This window comes from Arthrobacter cryoconiti, from assembly GCF_020905375.1.
Taxonomy (GTDB): domain Bacteria; phylum Actinomycetota; class Actinomycetes; order Actinomycetales; family Micrococcaceae; genus Specibacter; species Specibacter cryoconiti.
Genome location: NZ_JAJJBU010000014.1, coordinates 182,619 through 197,159 on the forward strand (window position 1 = coordinate 182,619; position 14,541 = coordinate 197,159).

Below are 14,541 nucleotides of genomic sequence, written 5' to 3' on the forward strand. Positions count from 1 at the left end.
TCCTCCATGACCAGTTCGCAGGAACTTTTTGACCGTGCCAAGACCCTCATGCCTGGCGGGGTGAACTCGCCTGTTCGCGCCTTCGGCCAGGTGGGTGGCACACCTCGTTTCATGGTCGACGCGAAAGGCCCGTACATCACCGACGCGGATGGCCGCGAGTATGTAGACCTAGTCTGCTCGTGGGGCCCAGCACTGTTGGGACATTCGCACCCCGATGTCCTGGCAGCCGTGCACGCCGCCGTCGACCATGGTTTGAGTTTTGGCGCGTCAACCCCGGCCGAAAGTGAACTGGCGATGCTCGTCAAGGGCCGCGTACCGGGCGTAGAACACCTGCGAATGGTCTCCACCGGTACCGAAGCCACTATGACAGCCGTGCGCCTAGCCAGGGGATACACCGGCCGGGACCTCATTGTGAAGTTCGCGGGCTGCTATCACGGACACCTGGACTCCTTGCTGGCAGCAGCAGGCTCCGGACTTGCCACACTGGCGCTGCCCGGTTCCGCCGGAGTGACAGCGGCCACCGCTGCGCAGACACTTGTGCTGCCCTATAACGATCTTGCCGCGGTGGAAGCTGCCTTCGCCGCACACGGGGAACGGATCGCTGCCGTGATTACCGAAGCTGCCCCCGCCAATATGGGTGTTGTGACGCCTGGGGAAGGCTTCAACGCCGGCCTCTCCCGTATTACTACCGCCCACGGGGCCTTACTCATTTTTGATGAGGTTCTGACAGGATTCCGCACGGGACCAGCAGGATATTGGGGCCTGACCGGCGCCGAGGAAGGCTGGACACCGGATCTATTCACCTTTGGCAAAGTGATAGGAGGGGGCCTTCCGACGGCGGCGCTGGGCGGACGCTTGGACGTGATGGACTATCTGGCCCCGCTGGGCCCGGTCTATCAGGCAGGCACGTTATCCGGCAATCCAGTGGCCATGGCCGCAGGTGTGGCGACACTGACTGCTGCTACATCCTCTGTATACGAGATTGTGGACGCGCGTTCCCTTGAGCTTTCTGCTGCGCTCTCAACTGCTCTGGCTGCTGAAGGGGTGGACCATTCCGTGCAGCGGGCCGGGAATCTGTTCTCCGTAGCTTTCGGCACCGGCGCCCACGGAGTCCATAACTACGATGACGCCCAAGCCCAGGAAGTGTTCCGCTACGCACCGTTCTTCCACTCGATGCTGGATTCTGGCGTGTATCTGCCGCCGAGCGTTTTTGAAGCCTGGTTCTTGTCAGGCGCCCACGATGACGCGGCGATGAATCGAATCTTTGAGGCTCTTCCGGCCGCGGCGAAAGCTGCGGCTTCCGCTACTTCCTAGCTGACTGTGCGGGCGGCACCTCGGCGCTGCCCGCACAGCTCCACATTTCGCGCACAGATCCACATTTCGCGCCGCGAAAATGCTAGAGAACAGACGTGTTAGAGAACATCGGAGAGGAATCCGCGAAGCCTCTGCGTTTTTGGTTCGCTAAAGAGCTCCAGGGGTGAACCTGTTTCCACCACCACGCCGTCGTCCATGAAGGTGACGGTGTCTGAGACGTTGCGGCAAAAGCCCATCTCATGCGTCACCACCACCATGGTCATCCCACCCTTGGACAGATCGGTCATCAGCGCCAAAACGCCCTTCACGAGTTCGGGGTCCAAAGCAGAAGTGGCCTCGTCGAAGAACATGACTTCCGGCTCCATGGCCAACGCCCGGGCAATCGCTACGCGCTGTTGCTGGCCGCCCGAGAGATTGAAGGGACGCGAGTCCGCCTTGTGTTTGAGTCCCACCAGTTCCAACTGCTCCAGCGCCTTGGCATGTGCCTGGTCCTTGGGCATCTTGCGGATCTTATGCAGTGCAAGAGATACATTCTGCACCACTGTCTTGTGCGGAAACAAGTTGAACTGCTGAAAAACCATGCCAATACGACGCCGGAGCTCGTCCGGGTTGTCCTGCAGTACGGAGCGGCCATCCAGGGCAATATCGCCTTGGTCCGGCTCGATGAGCCGGTTCATGACGCGCAAAAGAGTCGACTTGCCGGAGCCGGAAGGGCCAATCACAGAGGCTGTGGTGCCTTGCGGTACGTGCATGTCGATTCCGCGCAGAACCTTGTTGGTTCCGAAAGCCAAATGGATGTTGCTGGCAGTTAGGGACCCTGACTTGAATTCACTCATGGACTAGGCGCCCTTTCCGACAAGTGCTGCGGCTTCGTCAGGTTCGGCTCTGGCCGCCTTGCCTTCGCGCAGACGCTTGTCCATAAAGTTCACAAGGTGCGTGAGCGGAACGGTCAGGATCAGGTAGAGCAGGCCAGCAGCGATCAACGGGGAGAGGCTACCGGAGTTCGCAGCGTAGTCATTTGACACGCGGTAAAGCTCACGTTGCCCCGCTGTGACACCCAGCAGATAAATCAGCGAAGAGTCCTTGATCAAGGCAATGAGCTGGTTGACCAAGGCTGGCAAGACGCGACGGATGCCCTGGGGGATGACCACCAGAAGCATTGCCTGGCCATAGCCGAAGCCCAGAGCCCGTGAAGCCTCCAACTGTCCCTTGTCAACGCTTTGGATGCCCGAACGAAAGATCTCTCCGATGTAGGCGCCGGCCATCAGTGTCAGCGCGAGGATGGCCAGCGGGAACGGGTTGGTGATCCCCGTGAGCTGGCGAAGGATCGGGCCCAGGCCGATGCCGATGACAACGATTACCAGGATTGCCGGTAGACCACGGAAAATATCCGTATAGACCCTCGAGATCCACCGTAGGACTGGGTTGCGAGAAATACCCATGACCGCCAGCACCAGCCCAAGAATGCAGCCTAGAATGGCCGAGGAAACGGCCAGAATGAGCGTATTGGGCAAACCGACAGTGAGCATCTGGGGGATGACTTCCCCTATTGCCTGCCAGTCAAAGAACGTTTTGAGGAACTGATCAAGTGCATCCAATGAGGTCTCCTTACGGGAGCTTCACTGCCTTGGAACCGGGGGTCCAGTTCTCCGGCATCGGGCGCTCGGGGTACCACTGCTTGGTCAGCTTGGCCCAGGTGCCATCCGTAATCACTGCATCCAAGGCAGAGTTCAGGGCGTCGATCAGCGGCTTGTTTTGGGGGCTCACGGCGTAAGCGGTGAAGTTCTGCGTGTTGATAACGGACTCGACGATCGCTGTCCCGTCACCATCCTTGACCTGGCCGGTGGCCTGTTGCGACGGCGCGACCCAGGCATCCACCTGTCCGTTCTTCACATTAGCGTAGGCGGTGTTGTAATCGGGGAACCGGACGGCTTCTAGCTTGAGCGTGTTAGTCACATAGTCATCTTGGACGGTTCCTTGGACCACGGCCACGCGCGTTTTGGCACTCAAGTCCTTAAAGCCCTTGACGGTTGAGTCGGACTTGGCGACAACTGCCATGTAGCCAAAGTCGTAACCGTTGCTGAAACCAACACTCTTGCGGCGTGCGTCAGTGGTGGAGATCGAGGAGGAGCCGACGTCGAACGTTTTATTCGCAACCTGAGAAAGCAGGGCGGAGAAGTCGGTGGACTTGAACTCAACCTTCAAACCAAGTTTTTTCGCCATCGCGCGTAACAATTCGTTGTCGTAGCCGGTGAAGTTTCCGTCTTTGTCAATGAAGATGTTAGGCGGGGCATCCGAGAGTGTGCCGACGGTGATGGTACCGGGAACAATCAGGCCCAATGCAGAGGTGTCGATCTTGTCCACAGCCGTGACATCCGCGGTGGTGTATTTATCCAAGGAGACCTGGTCGCTGCCGGCCAAGGCGTCAGTTGGCTTCGCCGAGCTGGTGCTGGTGGCACCGCCGCACGCGGCGAGCGAAAGCGCGAGGGCAACGGCCACAGGCACAGTAGTAATCCACTTCAGAGCTGATTTTTTCATCAGGCATTCACTTTCGTATGAGCTGCCCAAGCCGATGACGCAGCGGCTGGGTCGTGCAGGACGCAGGGAGTAATCAAAATGTGCCGGAAAATTTCGCAACACTACTCAACCCACGAAACTAAAGTATGTCATTCGTTCTCTAAATGCGCCGAGTGTGAACTAATGCTTCATTGAGTTCGCTTTTGTAGAATATGTTGCTGATCTTCGGGGATTGGGCATGGGCGCGCAGGGAAAGAAAGGGTCAATACGCCGCAGAATTGCTTCGACAAGGCGGCGCGGACCACTGAAAAATTCATGTGTGACTTAGCTCATGTGTGCGAGGATGCTTCGGCCACATTTGCGCAGCGAAGCAAACGTGGCCCGATCGGAGGTTCCTCCAGAACGTTATGGCAGTACTGGCCAGTCACCTTCAATGATGGCGGCAGGGTCCTTGGCCCGGCGCAGATATTTCTGGAAATCCGCGGCTTGTTCCAGCGCCCAACCCACCTGCGCTGCGTGCAATTCCATGACATCTAAGCGCAAGGAACTGTATTTGGCAGCCAGCGCATCCGCCAGTCTGAGCGTAGCTTCGGCGTCTGCAGCTGACGTATGAGCATCCTTGAGCGAAATGCCATATTCCTCACAGAGCGCTACTAGGGTGCGTGATCCTTTACGGAACCTGTCCACATGCTTGTTGCAGATGAACGGGTCAATCACGGGGGCTGCTACGATCTGCCCCAGTCCATGGCGGCGGGCCTCGTTGGCGAGCACGGTGAAGTCGTAGCTGGCATTGAAGGCGATGACCGGGATGTTGTTCTTAAACAAGGTCTCAAGGACTGCTCCGACTTCAGCTGCAACCTGATCCGCAGGCTGGCCGTGTTCCCTAGCGTGAGCAGTACTGATGCCGTGGATGGCGGCGGCTTCCTCCGGGATCTCCATGCCGGGGTTCGCCAGCCACTCCTGGGTCTCTGCCACATTGCCGGACTCGTCAACAAGGACGATGGACGCCGTGACGATTCGCGCTTCACGCGGGTCTTTGCCTGTGGTCTCCAAGTCAAAGGCGGCCCGTGGGAACATGCTCCAGCTAGTCATACCCCAACGCTACCGCTTGCCACTGACACTCACTGCACTAGAACTAGAACTAGAACTGGAACTGGAACTGGAACTGGCGCTGGAAGTGGCACTGGGGCTGGCGCTGGAAGTGGAACTGGGGCTGGAACTGGGGCTGGAGCTGGGGCTGGGGCTGGGACTGGGGCTGGCGCTGGCGCTGGGACTGGGGCTGGCGCTGGGACTGGGGCTGGCGCTGGAACTGGGGCTGGCGCTGATTGCACTGGCGTGCGGCCTGAACGCCCTGCCCGGGTAGGGCAGGGCGCGGGCACAGTCCTACCCGGGCAGGTGCCCTGCGTGCTGGCGGTGTGTTTCGGCTATCTGTTCCAGGATTTCTTCTGATTCTGGGTGCTTGTTGCGGTACTTGGTTTCCATGATTTTGATGGCCTTTTCCTCGTCCATGAGCAGGTTGTATACGCGCTCACGCTCGGCTGCATCGGCTGTGTATTCGAGTTCTAGGTAGCTGGTGGCGTGGCGGCGGGCGTTGTTGAATACCGTCTGGGCCTTGCCCGACTTGCTCACCAGTGAAGCCACCACGGTTACCACCAAGACGCCGATGATCACTGTCAGAGACAGCTCGGTGGAAATCTCGAAGACGGGTACGTGCTCACCGCCGTTGATAAACGGAAGGTTATTCTCGTGTAGCGCGTGCAACACCAGCTTGACACCAATGAAGGCAAGGATCGTGGCCAGACCGTAGGAGAGGTAGATCAGCCGGTCTAGGAGACCGTCAAGGAGGAAGTACAGCTGGCGCAGGCCCATGAGGGAGAACGCGGTGGCTGTGAAGACAATGTACACGTTCTGGGTCAGACCGAAGATCGCCGGAATGGAATCCAGGGCGAAGAGTAAGTCGGTGCCACCAATGGCCACCATGACCAGCAGCATCGGGGTGAGGACTTTCTTGCCGTCGATCTTTGTGACTAGCTTGTCGCCGTCGTAGTGCTCGGAGGTGTTGAAGAAGCGCTTGGCCAGCTTGATGATGAAGTTGTCCGCGTCATCGCCGCCGCTGTCTTCGCTTTTGAGCAGGTTGCCAGCAGTGATGAGCAAAATGATGCCGAAGATGTAGAACATCCAGGACCATGCGTTGATGAGTGCGGCACCAGCGAAGATGAAGCCGGTGCGGGCAATAAGGGCGAAGACGATGCCGAAAAGCAAAACCTTCTGTTGGTCTTCGCGGGGTACCTTGAAGCTGGCCATGATGACTAGGAAGACGAAGAGGTTGTCAACGCTGAGCGCCTTCTCGGTGACATACCCGGCGAAGTACTCTTTTCCCATCACGGGGTCCCCAAAGACGAGTAATACGATGCCAAAAACAACGGCTAGGCCTACGTAGATCGCGGACCAGACGGCCGCTTCTTTTAGGGTGGGGATGTGCGCCTTGCGGATGTGGAAAAAGTAGTCAAAGGCAAGCAGGCCCAGAATGACCAGGATGGTAATGCCCCAAATCAGGGGTGAAACAGTCATGACTTTTATCTTTCGGTAGGAGGGCAGCGATAATCGCCGCAAGTCTCTCCACCGACCAAATTACAGGCCGTACACTGAACCCGGCAGGGCGTCATTGCCCTACGTGTTGACGGATTCAGCGCTACGGGATACTCCCCTACGCTTCAGTCATCATATCCGATCTTTCCGTCAATCTAGAACGAATCACTGGCTAGAATGAATCACTGGCGCGAGCGCCATTGGGCACTGAATACCATGGGATAGGGGTCTGAACTGCAGGGGAACAGTGGTTGGCGCTAAGGAATCTGTTTGGGTGGCGTGATTCAGGTGTTGCTGGTGGGTAGGTGGCGGTAGATGGATGCGCGGGAGACTCCCAGGGCTTTGGCGATCTGGGTGGGGCTTTCCCCTCTGGCGCGTCTGGCTTGGGCGGCTGCGAGGGTATCGGCATTCATGACGGTGGGGCGGCCGCCGGTGCGGCCTTGGGCGCGGGCCGCGGCGAGGCCGGCCATGGTGCGTTCGCGGATCATGTCGCGCTCGAGTTCGGCGAACGCGGCCATCATGACGAAGAAGAATTTCCCTTCTCCCGTTGGACGGTAGGTTCCGGTGAGTATACGTAGGCCGACTCCCTGGTCGTGGAGGCCGTCGGCGATGGTGAGTACTTCCTTCACCGATCGGCCGAGGCGGTCCAATTTCCATACGCACAAGGTGTCCGTCGGCCTGAGATGGTCAAGGGCTTCAACGAGCCCTGGACGGGCGGTGGCGCGGCTGGATATTTTGTCTTCAAAGATCCGTCCGCAACCGGCAGCTTCAAGGGCGTCGCGTTGGAGCTGGGAGTCCTGTCCGTTAGTGGAGACACGCGTGTAGCCGATGAGGTTGAAATGTTGGGTTGCCATGCGTCAACTGTCTCACAACCGTCTCACAACATCGTTGCTCATCGGACATGTTGTGAGACGGGTTATGGACGAATTTTGGTCGGCGCGTCGCCGGGTCCCGGGACTGTCTCAGAACCGGTCGTTTTAGGAACACCCCCACAACACTCGAGGAGCGTCACTGACGGCGCCCTGACAAGTGGCTGGCCATGAACACCGAATAGGGGTGTGCCTGTGAGTCGCCCCTATATCAGTTGTTGTTTGTACTGAGTTCAGCCGCCAAGGCCTGGACCCGGGCCTGGATGTCATCGCGGACTATGCGCATCCGTTCCATTCCTTCGATGCCGCGTTTGGAAGGTTCATCGGTGTCCCAGTTGCGGATCTCAATCCCGGGAACCGGGTCCACCACGGCCTCGCTTCCGAGGGTGATGATTAGGTCCACGTCGGCGAGCATGTCTGCGGTGATGGGTTTGGTGTGCTCACCGGAGATGTCGATCCCCAGCTCCGTTAGGGATTCCACCGACTGGGCATTGAGGGATGGTCCGGGTTTCGTGCCTGCGGTGTAGACGGTGACGGCGTCGCCTGCGATATGGCGCATGAGTCCGCCGGCCATCTGGGATTTCCCACCGTTTTTCACGCACACGAACAGGACGCCTGGTTTGCTGGTCATTGGGTGATTCTTCTTTCAGCCGTGGGAGTGGAAGTGGTGTTGCACGTCCGGGGATGGGATCCCGAAGACGGGGACTGCTTGGGTGGTGAGGAGACGGTGCATCAGGGATCCTGAGACGAGTTCATCGACTTTGGCCATAAATCCGGGGCGCCGGGTACCAATGACAATGGTGGAGGCGCCGACCGCTTCGGCCAGGCGGCCCAAGGCCAAGGCCGGGTCGCCGCCAATAATGCGCAAGGACCAGTCCACTTCGTAGCCGGCCGCCGCGGCAGCCAGAGACTGTTTGAGCTCGCCTGCGGCGATGGAGGTTTCATCGTCGGGTTCGAGGACCGGTTCCAGGGAGATCGGCAGGACCTTATTGCCCGGGGCCCATTCGATCAGGTAGCTGGCCGGATCCACGAATGCCGCAATGAGTGGGACAGACCAGCTCTGCGCCAATTCCAGGGCACGCTCCCACACCACAGGGCCTTGATCGGGGATGACCCCGACAACGACCGGTGAACCACTAAATCCTGCCCTGCTTGGTTGCTCGCTCATCATGGCCTCTTCGTCAGTGTTACTCGTTGGTGGCTGTGAGCTCGGTCAAGAGCTCATGGACCAGCAAGTCAATCTCGTCGCGGATTTCTCGGGCACCGGCCAAGTCCGTCTCTGCTGGATCTTCAATCTTCCAATCAAGGTACCGCTTGCCGGGGTAGACCGGGCAGGAATCCCCGCATCCCATGGTGATGACGACATCGGCAGCCCGGACGACGTCGTCGGTGAGGGGCTTGGGGAACTCCTCGGTCAGGTCGATCCCTGATTCGGCCATGGCGGCCACAACGGCTGGCTCCAACTCTGATCCAGGCGCGGATCCGGCAGAGCGGACATGCACGGTGCCTTGGGAGTGCTTGGTCAGCAGTGCCGCCGCCATTTGGGAGCGGCCAGCGTTGTGAACACACACGAAGAGGACTTCGGGTACGTCATGGGCGATGGCGCCTTTGGATTGAGCCAAAGCCTTGAGCCGGTCGGCCGCGAATCTGGCCGTGGTAGCTGCCAGATAGGTGTGGATTCGTGAAGTCCTACCCAGTGCCGTGTAGGACTCGAAAACGTAGCGTTCGACCGTTTCTGCGGCGAAGATGCCGGTAAATTTCTTTGTCAGGTCTTCACTGATGCGGTGCAGGACGGCAGTGTCGTCTTTGAGGCCGGTGAGTACGGTTTCGCGGTGCTCGCTCATGAGGGTTTCTTTCTCTTAGTCGGTGATGGTGGCGGATCGGCCGTGGGCCAATCCGGTGGGGATTCCAATGAGGACAGGCTCCGAAGTGGAGCAGCACGAGACTGGTGCTTCCTGCACAGGTGTAGCTTCTTCGGCCGGCGTGCAGCACCCGCCAGCGATGGGTAGCTCAAGAAGCACCGGCTCAGGGGTACCGCAGCAGGAATCTCCGGCGTCTTCCTGCACTGTGCCGTTGGCTACCGGGAGATCGCAGCTGCCACCGAGATCGGTGGAGCAGACACCGGTTTCGGGCAGTTCGAGGTGTACCTGATCGGCCGCAATCTGGTCGCCGGCCAGAGCTGCGACGATGGAGCGGACCTGCTCGTAGCCGGTAGCGAGCAAGAAGGTGGGAGCCCGTCCGTAGGACTTCATACCGGCAATGTAGAAGTCCTTGTCCGGGTGAGCCAGGACCTTGGCGCCGTGGGCCGGGACCGTTCCACAGGAGTGGAATTCGGGATCAATCATCGGCCCCAGGTCTCGGGGAGCCTCCACGATGGGATCAAGTTCCAAACGGATCTCACGCAGGATGTCCAGGTCAGGACGGAAGCCGGTGGCGGGGATCAAAAGGTCCACGTTCAGGGTCACGTCCCCGTTCGGGGTGGAACCGGTGACGGCCAAGCCGTCGCCAACGGTGAAGGAGGTGGTGGTGAAGGAGGTGTGCAATTCAATGTGTCCGTCTTCGACCAGACCACGCAGGCGGGTGCCGAGCTGGCCACGGGCTGGCAGACCATCGAGGTCCCCGCCGCCGTAGAGACGTGATGCATCCGAACCGCGAACCGCCCAGCTGATGCGTGTGCCGGGCTCGTTCTTGGCCAGCTGCCCCAGGGAGATGAGGGTGTTGGCGGCTGAGTGGCCGGCACCGATGACCAGTACATGCTTGCCAACGAATCGGGCGCGATCGGTGCCGGTGACATCGGCCAGGGGTTCGGTGATGAGGCCAGCCTTGATGGCTTCAGCCTCACCTGGTGCAGCCAGACCTGCTTGGCCGAGGGGGTTGGGCTGCGCCCAGGTGCCGGAGGTGTCCACGACAGCGCGCACGTGGTGGTCGGTCACGGTCCCGTCTGCGGATTCGACGCGTACCAGGAAGGGCTGATCGTCACGGTTCCGGGAGTGGGTCTTGTCCATGCCGACTCGGCTCACGGCCATCACTGTGGATGAGGTGTGCAGGGCAGAACGGATGGCAGGAATGGCGGCCAGCGGGTTCAGGTACTGCTCCACGAGCTCGGCACCGTAGGGCAGGGAGGTCAGGCGGGGTTCGGTCCAGCCGGTGGGTTCGAGCAGGCGCCGGGAGGCTGGGTCGATGTTGTGTTCCCACGAGGAGAAGAGGCGGATGTGTCCCCACTTGCGAATGGCCGCACCCACGTCAGCACCCTTTTCGAAGATGAGGGGGGTGAGTCCACGTTCGATGAGGTTCGCGGCCGTGGCCAGACCTACCGGGCCGGCGCCGATGATGGCAACTGGCAGGTCGTTTCGTTCATTCGTCATGTCCGTGGTTCTCCTTGAGGTATTCACAATTGGTTTCGTAGGGTTTCTGGTGCCCTGCCGGGGTAATCGTCCCGGCAGGGCACTGGAGGGGGTGGTTAGCAGCAGCCTGTGCCGTTGGTACAGCAACCGGTCTCGGTGCAGCAGTTCTCATCCATGGCTTTCACCTCCCTCCAAACAATGCTTTTAGGCGTGGGTTGGTTCTTCCACCAAGGCGGTGGCGATGCTGTCGGCATCTTCCAACGCAGCAAGGTAGCGTTCAGCATCCAAGGCTGCGGCGCACCCGGTCCCGGCGGCGGTGATGGCTTGGCGGTAGCGGTGGTCCACGGCGTCCCCGCAGGCAAAGACCCCGGTGAGGTTCGTGACCGTGGTCGGTGCATCCACCCGGATGTAGCCTTCATCATCCAGATCGACTTGTCCGAGAACCAGCTCGGTGCGCGGCACATGCCCGATGGCTACGAAGATGCCCGTGGCAGCCAGCTCGCGGGATTCCCCGGTGACGGTGTCTTCCACAGTCACGCCGGCAACCTTGCTTTCGCCATGAATGGCGGTGATGGCGGTGTTGTAAGCGAAGCGGATCTTCGGGTTGTCCTTGGCACGCTGGGCCATGATCTTCGAAGCCCGGAGTTCCCCGCGGCGCACGATCACTGTCACGGACTTCGCGAAGCGGGTCAGGAAGGTGGCTTCTTCCATGGCGGAATCCCCGCCACCGACGACGATGATGTCCTGTTCGCGGAAGAAGAACCCGTCGCAGGTCGCACACCAGGAGACGCCGTGACCGGAGAACTTCTTCTCCTCAGCCAATCCCAGTTCCTTGTAGGCGGAGCCCGTAGCCAGAATGATCGCCGGAGCTTCAAAGCTCTCCCCGGCAGCGGTCGTCACGCTCTTGAGGTGACCGGTGAGAGTAGTGGAGGTGACGTCATCGAAGATGATGCGGGCGCCAAACTTTTCAGCTTGCTCCTGCAGACCATCCATGAGCTCCGGGCCTTGAACGCCAGCAGGGAAGCCGGGGAAGTTCTCCACCTCGGTGGTGTTCATCAGTGCGCCGCCTGCGGTGACGGCACCGGCGATAACCAGCGGGGACAAACCGGCGCGGGCGGCGTAGATCGCAGCCGTGTAACCGGCAGGGCCGGAGCCAATAATGATGAGCTGTTCAGTCATGACAGGATCCTTGTCTAGCTAGCGGGGAGGAGATCGGCGATGAGTGCCTGAATGCGGGCCTTGATGTCATCACGAATCGGTCGGACGGAGTCCACACCCTGGCCGGCCGGGTCTTCAAGTTCCCAGTCCTCATAACGCTTGCCGGGGAAGATGGGGCAGGTATCGCCGCAGCCCATGGTGATGACGACGTCGGATTCCTTGACCGCTTCGGTGGTGAGGATCTTGGGGATCTCGGTGGACATGTCGATGCCCTCTTCAGCCATGGCCTCCACGGCGGCGGGGTTGACCGATGCTGCGGGTTGTGACCCGGCGGAGCGGACCTCAATAGCCCCGTTGGAGAGGGTCGTCAGGTACGCGGCGGCCATCTGGGAGCGTCCGGCGTTGTGCACGCAGACGAACAGGACGGAAGGCTTTTTGGTGGTTTCGGTGGTGCTCATGAGTTCATGCTCCTGGAGGAAAATGATGGGATTTTGAGTCAAACAGGCAGTGGCTAAGAGGTGAAGAATCGCTTGCGCGCCCACAGTGCGACATAGACCAGGGCGACCAGGACGGGCACCTCAATGAGGGGCCCGACGACGCCGGCCAGCGCCTGGCCGGAGGTCACACCGAAGGTGCCAATCGCCACGGCGATGGCGAGCTCGAAGTTGTTCCCCGAAGCGGTGAACGCAAGTGTGGTGGTTTTCGCGTAGCCCAGGTTCAGGGCTCGCCCGATCACCATGCTGACGCCGAAGACGACGATGAAGTACACCAGCAGCGGCAAAGCAATCCTGACCACATCCAGCGGCTTGGAGGTGATGGAGTCACCCTGGAGTGCGAACAGCAGCACAATGGTGAACAGCAGGCCGTAGAGCGCCCACGGGCCGAGCTTGGGCAGGAATTTACCTTCGTACCAGTCGCGGCCCTTGGCTTTCTCACCAATCGTTCGGGTGAGGAATCCTGCCAGGAGTGGGATGCCGAGGAAGATCAGCACCGAGGCGGTGATGGCCCAGAAGGAGAAGTCCGCGGACGTCGTCGGAAGTCCCAACCAGCCCGGCAGAACCTGAAGGTAGAACCAGCCCAAGGCACCAAAGGCGAAGACCTGAAACACGGAGTTGATCAGCACCAGTACCGTGGCGGCCTCGCGGTCACCGCAGGCCAGGTCATTCCAAATCATGACCATGGCAATACAGCGGGCCAGGCCCACAATGATCAAACCTGTGCGGTACTCGGGCAGGTCAGGGACAAAGATCCAGGCGAGGGCGAACATGAACGCCGGAGCGGCCACCCAGTTGATGATCAGCGAGGTGATCATCAACTTCCGGTCGGCCAGTACCTTGCCAGTTTCGTTATAGCGAACCTTCGCCAGCACCGGATACATCATGACCAGCAAGCCAATAGCGATCGGCAGGGACACGGAACCGACCTTCACGGCATCCAGTGCTGAGTTCAATCCGGGGATGAATTTGCCCAGCAACAGGCCAATGGCCATGGCGGCGATGATCCACACCGGCAGAAACCGGTCTAGGGTGGAGAGTTTGCCGACGACGGCAGCCTCTCCAAGTGCGGAAGATGTGTCAGTCTTGGTACTCACAAGGCTCCTAGCCGATCCAACATAAGATTGATGATTGTCGATACAAGAAGTATTTACCGCCATATCGACAATTGTCAATCTATGGGCATAATGGATACATGAACACTGCGTTAACGACCGAACCAAGCACTGATGAGCTCTGCTGTGAGCCCAGCGGGCGTCCTGTGCTCAGCGCGGTGGATGCTCAAGACAAGGCACGGATCCTCAAAGCGCTCTCTGACCCGAACAGGCTACGTCTGCTCTCCATCGTCAAAGCCGGTGACACTGGCGGCTCGTGTGTTTGTGACCTCACTGAACCCTTGGACCTAGGTCAACCCACCGTCTCCCACCACCTAAAGATCCTGGTTGACGCAGGACTCTTGGAACGAGAGAAACGCGGCACCTGGGCCTACTACTCACTGGTCCCCGGCGCTCTGGAAACCGCGTCCGCAAGCCTCCTAGCCCTGTGAGCGCTGACCTCCGATACATGACGCCCGCCGACTGGCCAGCGGTCGAGCGGATCTACACCGCAGGGATTGCCAGCGGCAACGCCACCTTCGCCGACGCCCCACCGTCAATGACGGACTTCTTCGCCTCCAGAATCCCGGAACTAAACCTCGTCGCCACCGGAGACGCAGGAGCAGTGCTCGGATGGGTCGCAGCAACCCCCACTTCCGGACGTGAGGTTTACCGGGGAGTCATTGAGCACTCCGTCTACGTAGACCCCAAGGCCGGCGGCCGAGGTATCGGGCTGACTCTCCTTAACGGCTTGACCGAGCGGGCAAGGACGCTGGGATATTGGACGATCCAGTCCTCCATCTTTCCCGAGAACCTTCCCAGCCTGGCCCTGCATGACAAGGCCGAATTTCGGCGCATAGGACACCGCGAACGCGTCGCCCATATGACCTACGGCCCTCACACCGGAACATGGCGCGACACCATCCTGGTCGAACAACGCTTGTGAGGTGGGCGCACGCCACCGCGCACACTTACGCTGTCTCAGAGCGCCAAATGAATTCGCGATTTAACCGCCAAACAAAGTAAACAGTCACAAGCAAGAACCCTATGGTGGGAGTTGGAAATGGCAGTCATGCAATCCGGCTCATATGTGAGGCTTCTTAGCACTTCAGTATGTCCAAGCCCCTGGGATGTGCGGCAAAGCGAAGCTTGGGCAGTGACA

17 protein-coding genes are annotated in these 14,541 nt (G+C 59.9%); 4 read left to right on the forward strand and 13 right to left on the reverse strand.

Translation table 11 applies throughout. The features are described from left to right. Positions 1-6: 6 nt before the first annotated feature. Positions 7-1,314 carry a glutamate-1-semialdehyde 2,1-aminomutase gene (hemL, locus tag LOH53_RS08345; protein WP_230067276.1) on the forward strand — a complete coding sequence of 436 codons (1,308 nt, stop codon included), beginning with the start codon at positions 7-9 and terminating at the stop codon, positions 1,312-1,314. Between the two features lie 98 nt (positions 1,315-1,412). Here the strand turns inward: hemL and LOH53_RS08350 are convergent, their stop codons facing one another. The 4 genes from LOH53_RS08350 to LOH53_RS08365 form a co-directional block, all read right to left on the reverse strand. Next, positions 1,413-2,150 (reverse strand): amino acid ABC transporter ATP-binding protein, encoded by a 738-nt coding sequence (locus tag LOH53_RS08350; RefSeq protein WP_230067277.1) that lies wholly within the window; start codon positions 2,148-2,150, stop codon positions 1,413-1,415. 3 nt (positions 2,151-2,153) lie between these two features. Further along, positions 2,154-2,912, reverse strand: a complete 759-nt coding sequence (locus LOH53_RS08355; RefSeq protein ID WP_230067278.1) for an amino acid ABC transporter permease — start codon at positions 2,910-2,912, stop codon at positions 2,154-2,156. A 10-nt stretch (positions 2,913-2,922) separates the two neighbouring features. Continuing rightward, positions 2,923-3,852 carry an ABC transporter substrate-binding protein gene (locus tag LOH53_RS08360; RefSeq protein WP_230067279.1) on the reverse strand — a complete coding sequence of 310 codons (930 nt, stop codon included), beginning with the start codon at positions 3,850-3,852 and terminating at the stop codon, positions 2,923-2,925. 384 nt (positions 3,853-4,236) lie between these two features. Next, on the reverse strand, positions 4,237-4,923 hold the full coding sequence (locus tag LOH53_RS08365) for a 3'-5' exonuclease (protein WP_230067280.1): 687 nt from the start codon (positions 4,921-4,923) through the stop codon (positions 4,237-4,239). Between LOH53_RS08365 and LOH53_RS08370 the strand changes: the two genes are divergently transcribed. Continuing rightward, the gene (locus LOH53_RS08370) at positions 4,907-5,194 is read left to right on the forward strand and encodes a hypothetical protein (RefSeq protein ID WP_230067281.1); all 288 of its coding nucleotides are present in this window, start codon (positions 4,907-4,909) and stop codon (positions 5,192-5,194) included. The two genes, LOH53_RS08365 and LOH53_RS08370, sit on opposite strands and share 17 nt — an antisense overlap. 20 nt (positions 5,195-5,214) lie before the next feature. Here the strand turns inward: LOH53_RS08370 and LOH53_RS08375 are convergent, their stop codons facing one another. The 9 genes from LOH53_RS08375 to arsB form a co-directional block, all read right to left on the reverse strand. Then, positions 5,215-6,402 carry a TerC family protein gene (locus LOH53_RS08375; RefSeq protein WP_230067282.1) on the reverse strand — a complete coding sequence of 396 codons (1,188 nt, stop codon included), beginning with the start codon at positions 6,400-6,402 and terminating at the stop codon, positions 5,215-5,217. A gap of 302 nt (positions 6,403-6,704) precedes the next feature. Further along, the gene (locus tag LOH53_RS08380) at positions 6,705-7,274 is read right to left on the reverse strand and encodes a recombinase family protein (RefSeq protein WP_230067283.1); all 570 of its coding nucleotides are present in this window, start codon (positions 7,272-7,274) and stop codon (positions 6,705-6,707) included. Positions 7,275-7,500: 226 nt separating this feature from the next. Next, entirely contained in the window at positions 7,501-7,920 is a 420-nt protein-coding gene (locus LOH53_RS08385; protein ID WP_230067284.1) for an arsenate-mycothiol transferase ArsC, read from the reverse strand. 15 nt (positions 7,921-7,935) lie between these two features. Further along, positions 7,936-8,457 (reverse strand): universal stress protein, encoded by a 522-nt coding sequence (locus LOH53_RS08390; RefSeq protein WP_230067285.1) that lies wholly within the window; start codon positions 8,455-8,457, stop codon positions 7,936-7,938. Positions 8,458-8,476: 19 nt separating this feature from the next. Further along, on the reverse strand, positions 8,477-9,133 hold the full coding sequence (locus LOH53_RS08395; RefSeq protein ID WP_230067286.1) for an arsenate reductase ArsC: 657 nt from the start codon (positions 9,131-9,133) through the stop codon (positions 8,477-8,479). A gap of 15 nt (positions 9,134-9,148) precedes the next feature. Then, a complete protein-coding gene (locus tag LOH53_RS08400; protein ID WP_230067287.1) occupies positions 9,149-10,654 on the reverse strand; it encodes an NAD(P)-binding protein in 1,506 nt (501 codons plus the stop codon). A gap of 183 nt (positions 10,655-10,837) precedes the next feature. Next, the gene (gene trxB, locus LOH53_RS08405; RefSeq protein ID WP_230067288.1) at positions 10,838-11,812 is read right to left on the reverse strand and encodes a thioredoxin-disulfide reductase; all 975 of its coding nucleotides are present in this window, start codon (positions 11,810-11,812) and stop codon (positions 10,838-10,840) included. A 14-nt stretch (positions 11,813-11,826) separates the two neighbouring features. Beyond that, the gene (locus LOH53_RS08410) at positions 11,827-12,249 is read right to left on the reverse strand and encodes an arsenate reductase ArsC (RefSeq protein ID WP_230067289.1); all 423 of its coding nucleotides are present in this window, start codon (positions 12,247-12,249) and stop codon (positions 11,827-11,829) included. A gap of 53 nt (positions 12,250-12,302) precedes the next feature. After that, complete coding sequence (gene arsB / locus LOH53_RS08415) at positions 12,303-13,382, reverse strand: ACR3 family arsenite efflux transporter (RefSeq protein ID WP_326832755.1); 1,080 nt, start codon at positions 13,380-13,382, stop codon at positions 12,303-12,305. Between the two features lie 98 nt (positions 13,383-13,480). On the opposite strand from arsB, the gene LOH53_RS08420 reads away from it, so the two are divergent. Beyond that, entirely contained in the window at positions 13,481-13,831 is a 351-nt protein-coding gene (locus LOH53_RS08420; RefSeq protein WP_230067290.1) for an ArsR/SmtB family transcription factor, read from the forward strand. Positions 13,832-13,848: 17 nt separating this feature from the next. After that, complete coding sequence (locus LOH53_RS08425) at positions 13,849-14,325, forward strand: GNAT family N-acetyltransferase (protein WP_230067315.1); 477 nt, start codon at positions 13,849-13,851, stop codon at positions 14,323-14,325. Positions 14,326-14,541 lie beyond the last annotated feature (216 nt).

Coding starts and splice junctions, on each gene's coding strand:
- LOH53_RS08375 (WP_230067282.1), bottom strand. CDS start 6,402: ATGACTGTTTCACCCCTGATTTGGGGCATTACCATCCTGGTCATTCTG.
- LOH53_RS08380 (WP_230067283.1), bottom strand. CDS start 7,274: ATGGCAACCCAACATTTCAACCTCATCGGCTACACGCGTGTCTCCACT.
- LOH53_RS08370 (WP_230067281.1), top strand. CDS start 4,907: ATGCTCCAGCTAGTCATACCCCAACGCTACCGCTTGCCACTGACACTC.
- trxB (WP_230067288.1), bottom strand. CDS start 11,812: ATGACTGAACAGCTCATCATTATTGGCTCCGGCCCTGCCGGTTACACG.
- LOH53_RS08420 (WP_230067290.1), top strand. CDS start 13,481: ATGAACACTGCGTTAACGACCGAACCAAGCACTGATGAGCTCTGCTGT.
- LOH53_RS08390 (WP_230067285.1), bottom strand. CDS start 8,457: ATGAGCGAGCAACCAAGCAGGGCAGGATTTAGTGGTTCACCGGTCGTT.
- LOH53_RS08395 (WP_230067286.1), bottom strand. CDS start 9,133: ATGAGCGAGCACCGCGAAACCGTACTCACCGGCCTCAAAGACGACACT.
- hemL (WP_230067276.1), top strand. CDS start 7: ATGACCAGTTCGCAGGAACTTTTTGACCGTGCCAAGACCCTCATGCCT.
- LOH53_RS08365 (WP_230067280.1), bottom strand. CDS start 4,923: ATGACTAGCTGGAGCATGTTCCCACGGGCCGCCTTTGACTTGGAGACC.
- LOH53_RS08350 (WP_230067277.1), bottom strand. CDS start 2,150: ATGAGTGAATTCAAGTCAGGGTCCCTAACTGCCAGCAACATCCATTTG.
- LOH53_RS08400 (WP_230067287.1), bottom strand. CDS start 10,654: ATGACGAATGAACGAAACGACCTGCCAGTTGCCATCATCGGCGCCGGC.
- LOH53_RS08360 (WP_230067279.1), bottom strand. CDS start 3,852: ATGAAAAAATCAGCTCTGAAGTGGATTACTACTGTGCCTGTGGCCGTT.
- LOH53_RS08410 (WP_230067289.1), bottom strand. CDS start 12,249: ATGAGCACCACCGAAACCACCAAAAAGCCTTCCGTCCTGTTCGTCTGC.
- LOH53_RS08425 (WP_230067315.1), top strand. CDS start 13,849: ATGACGCCCGCCGACTGGCCAGCGGTCGAGCGGATCTACACCGCAGGG.
- LOH53_RS08385 (WP_230067284.1), bottom strand. CDS start 7,920: ATGACCAGCAAACCAGGCGTCCTGTTCGTGTGCGTGAAAAACGGTGGG.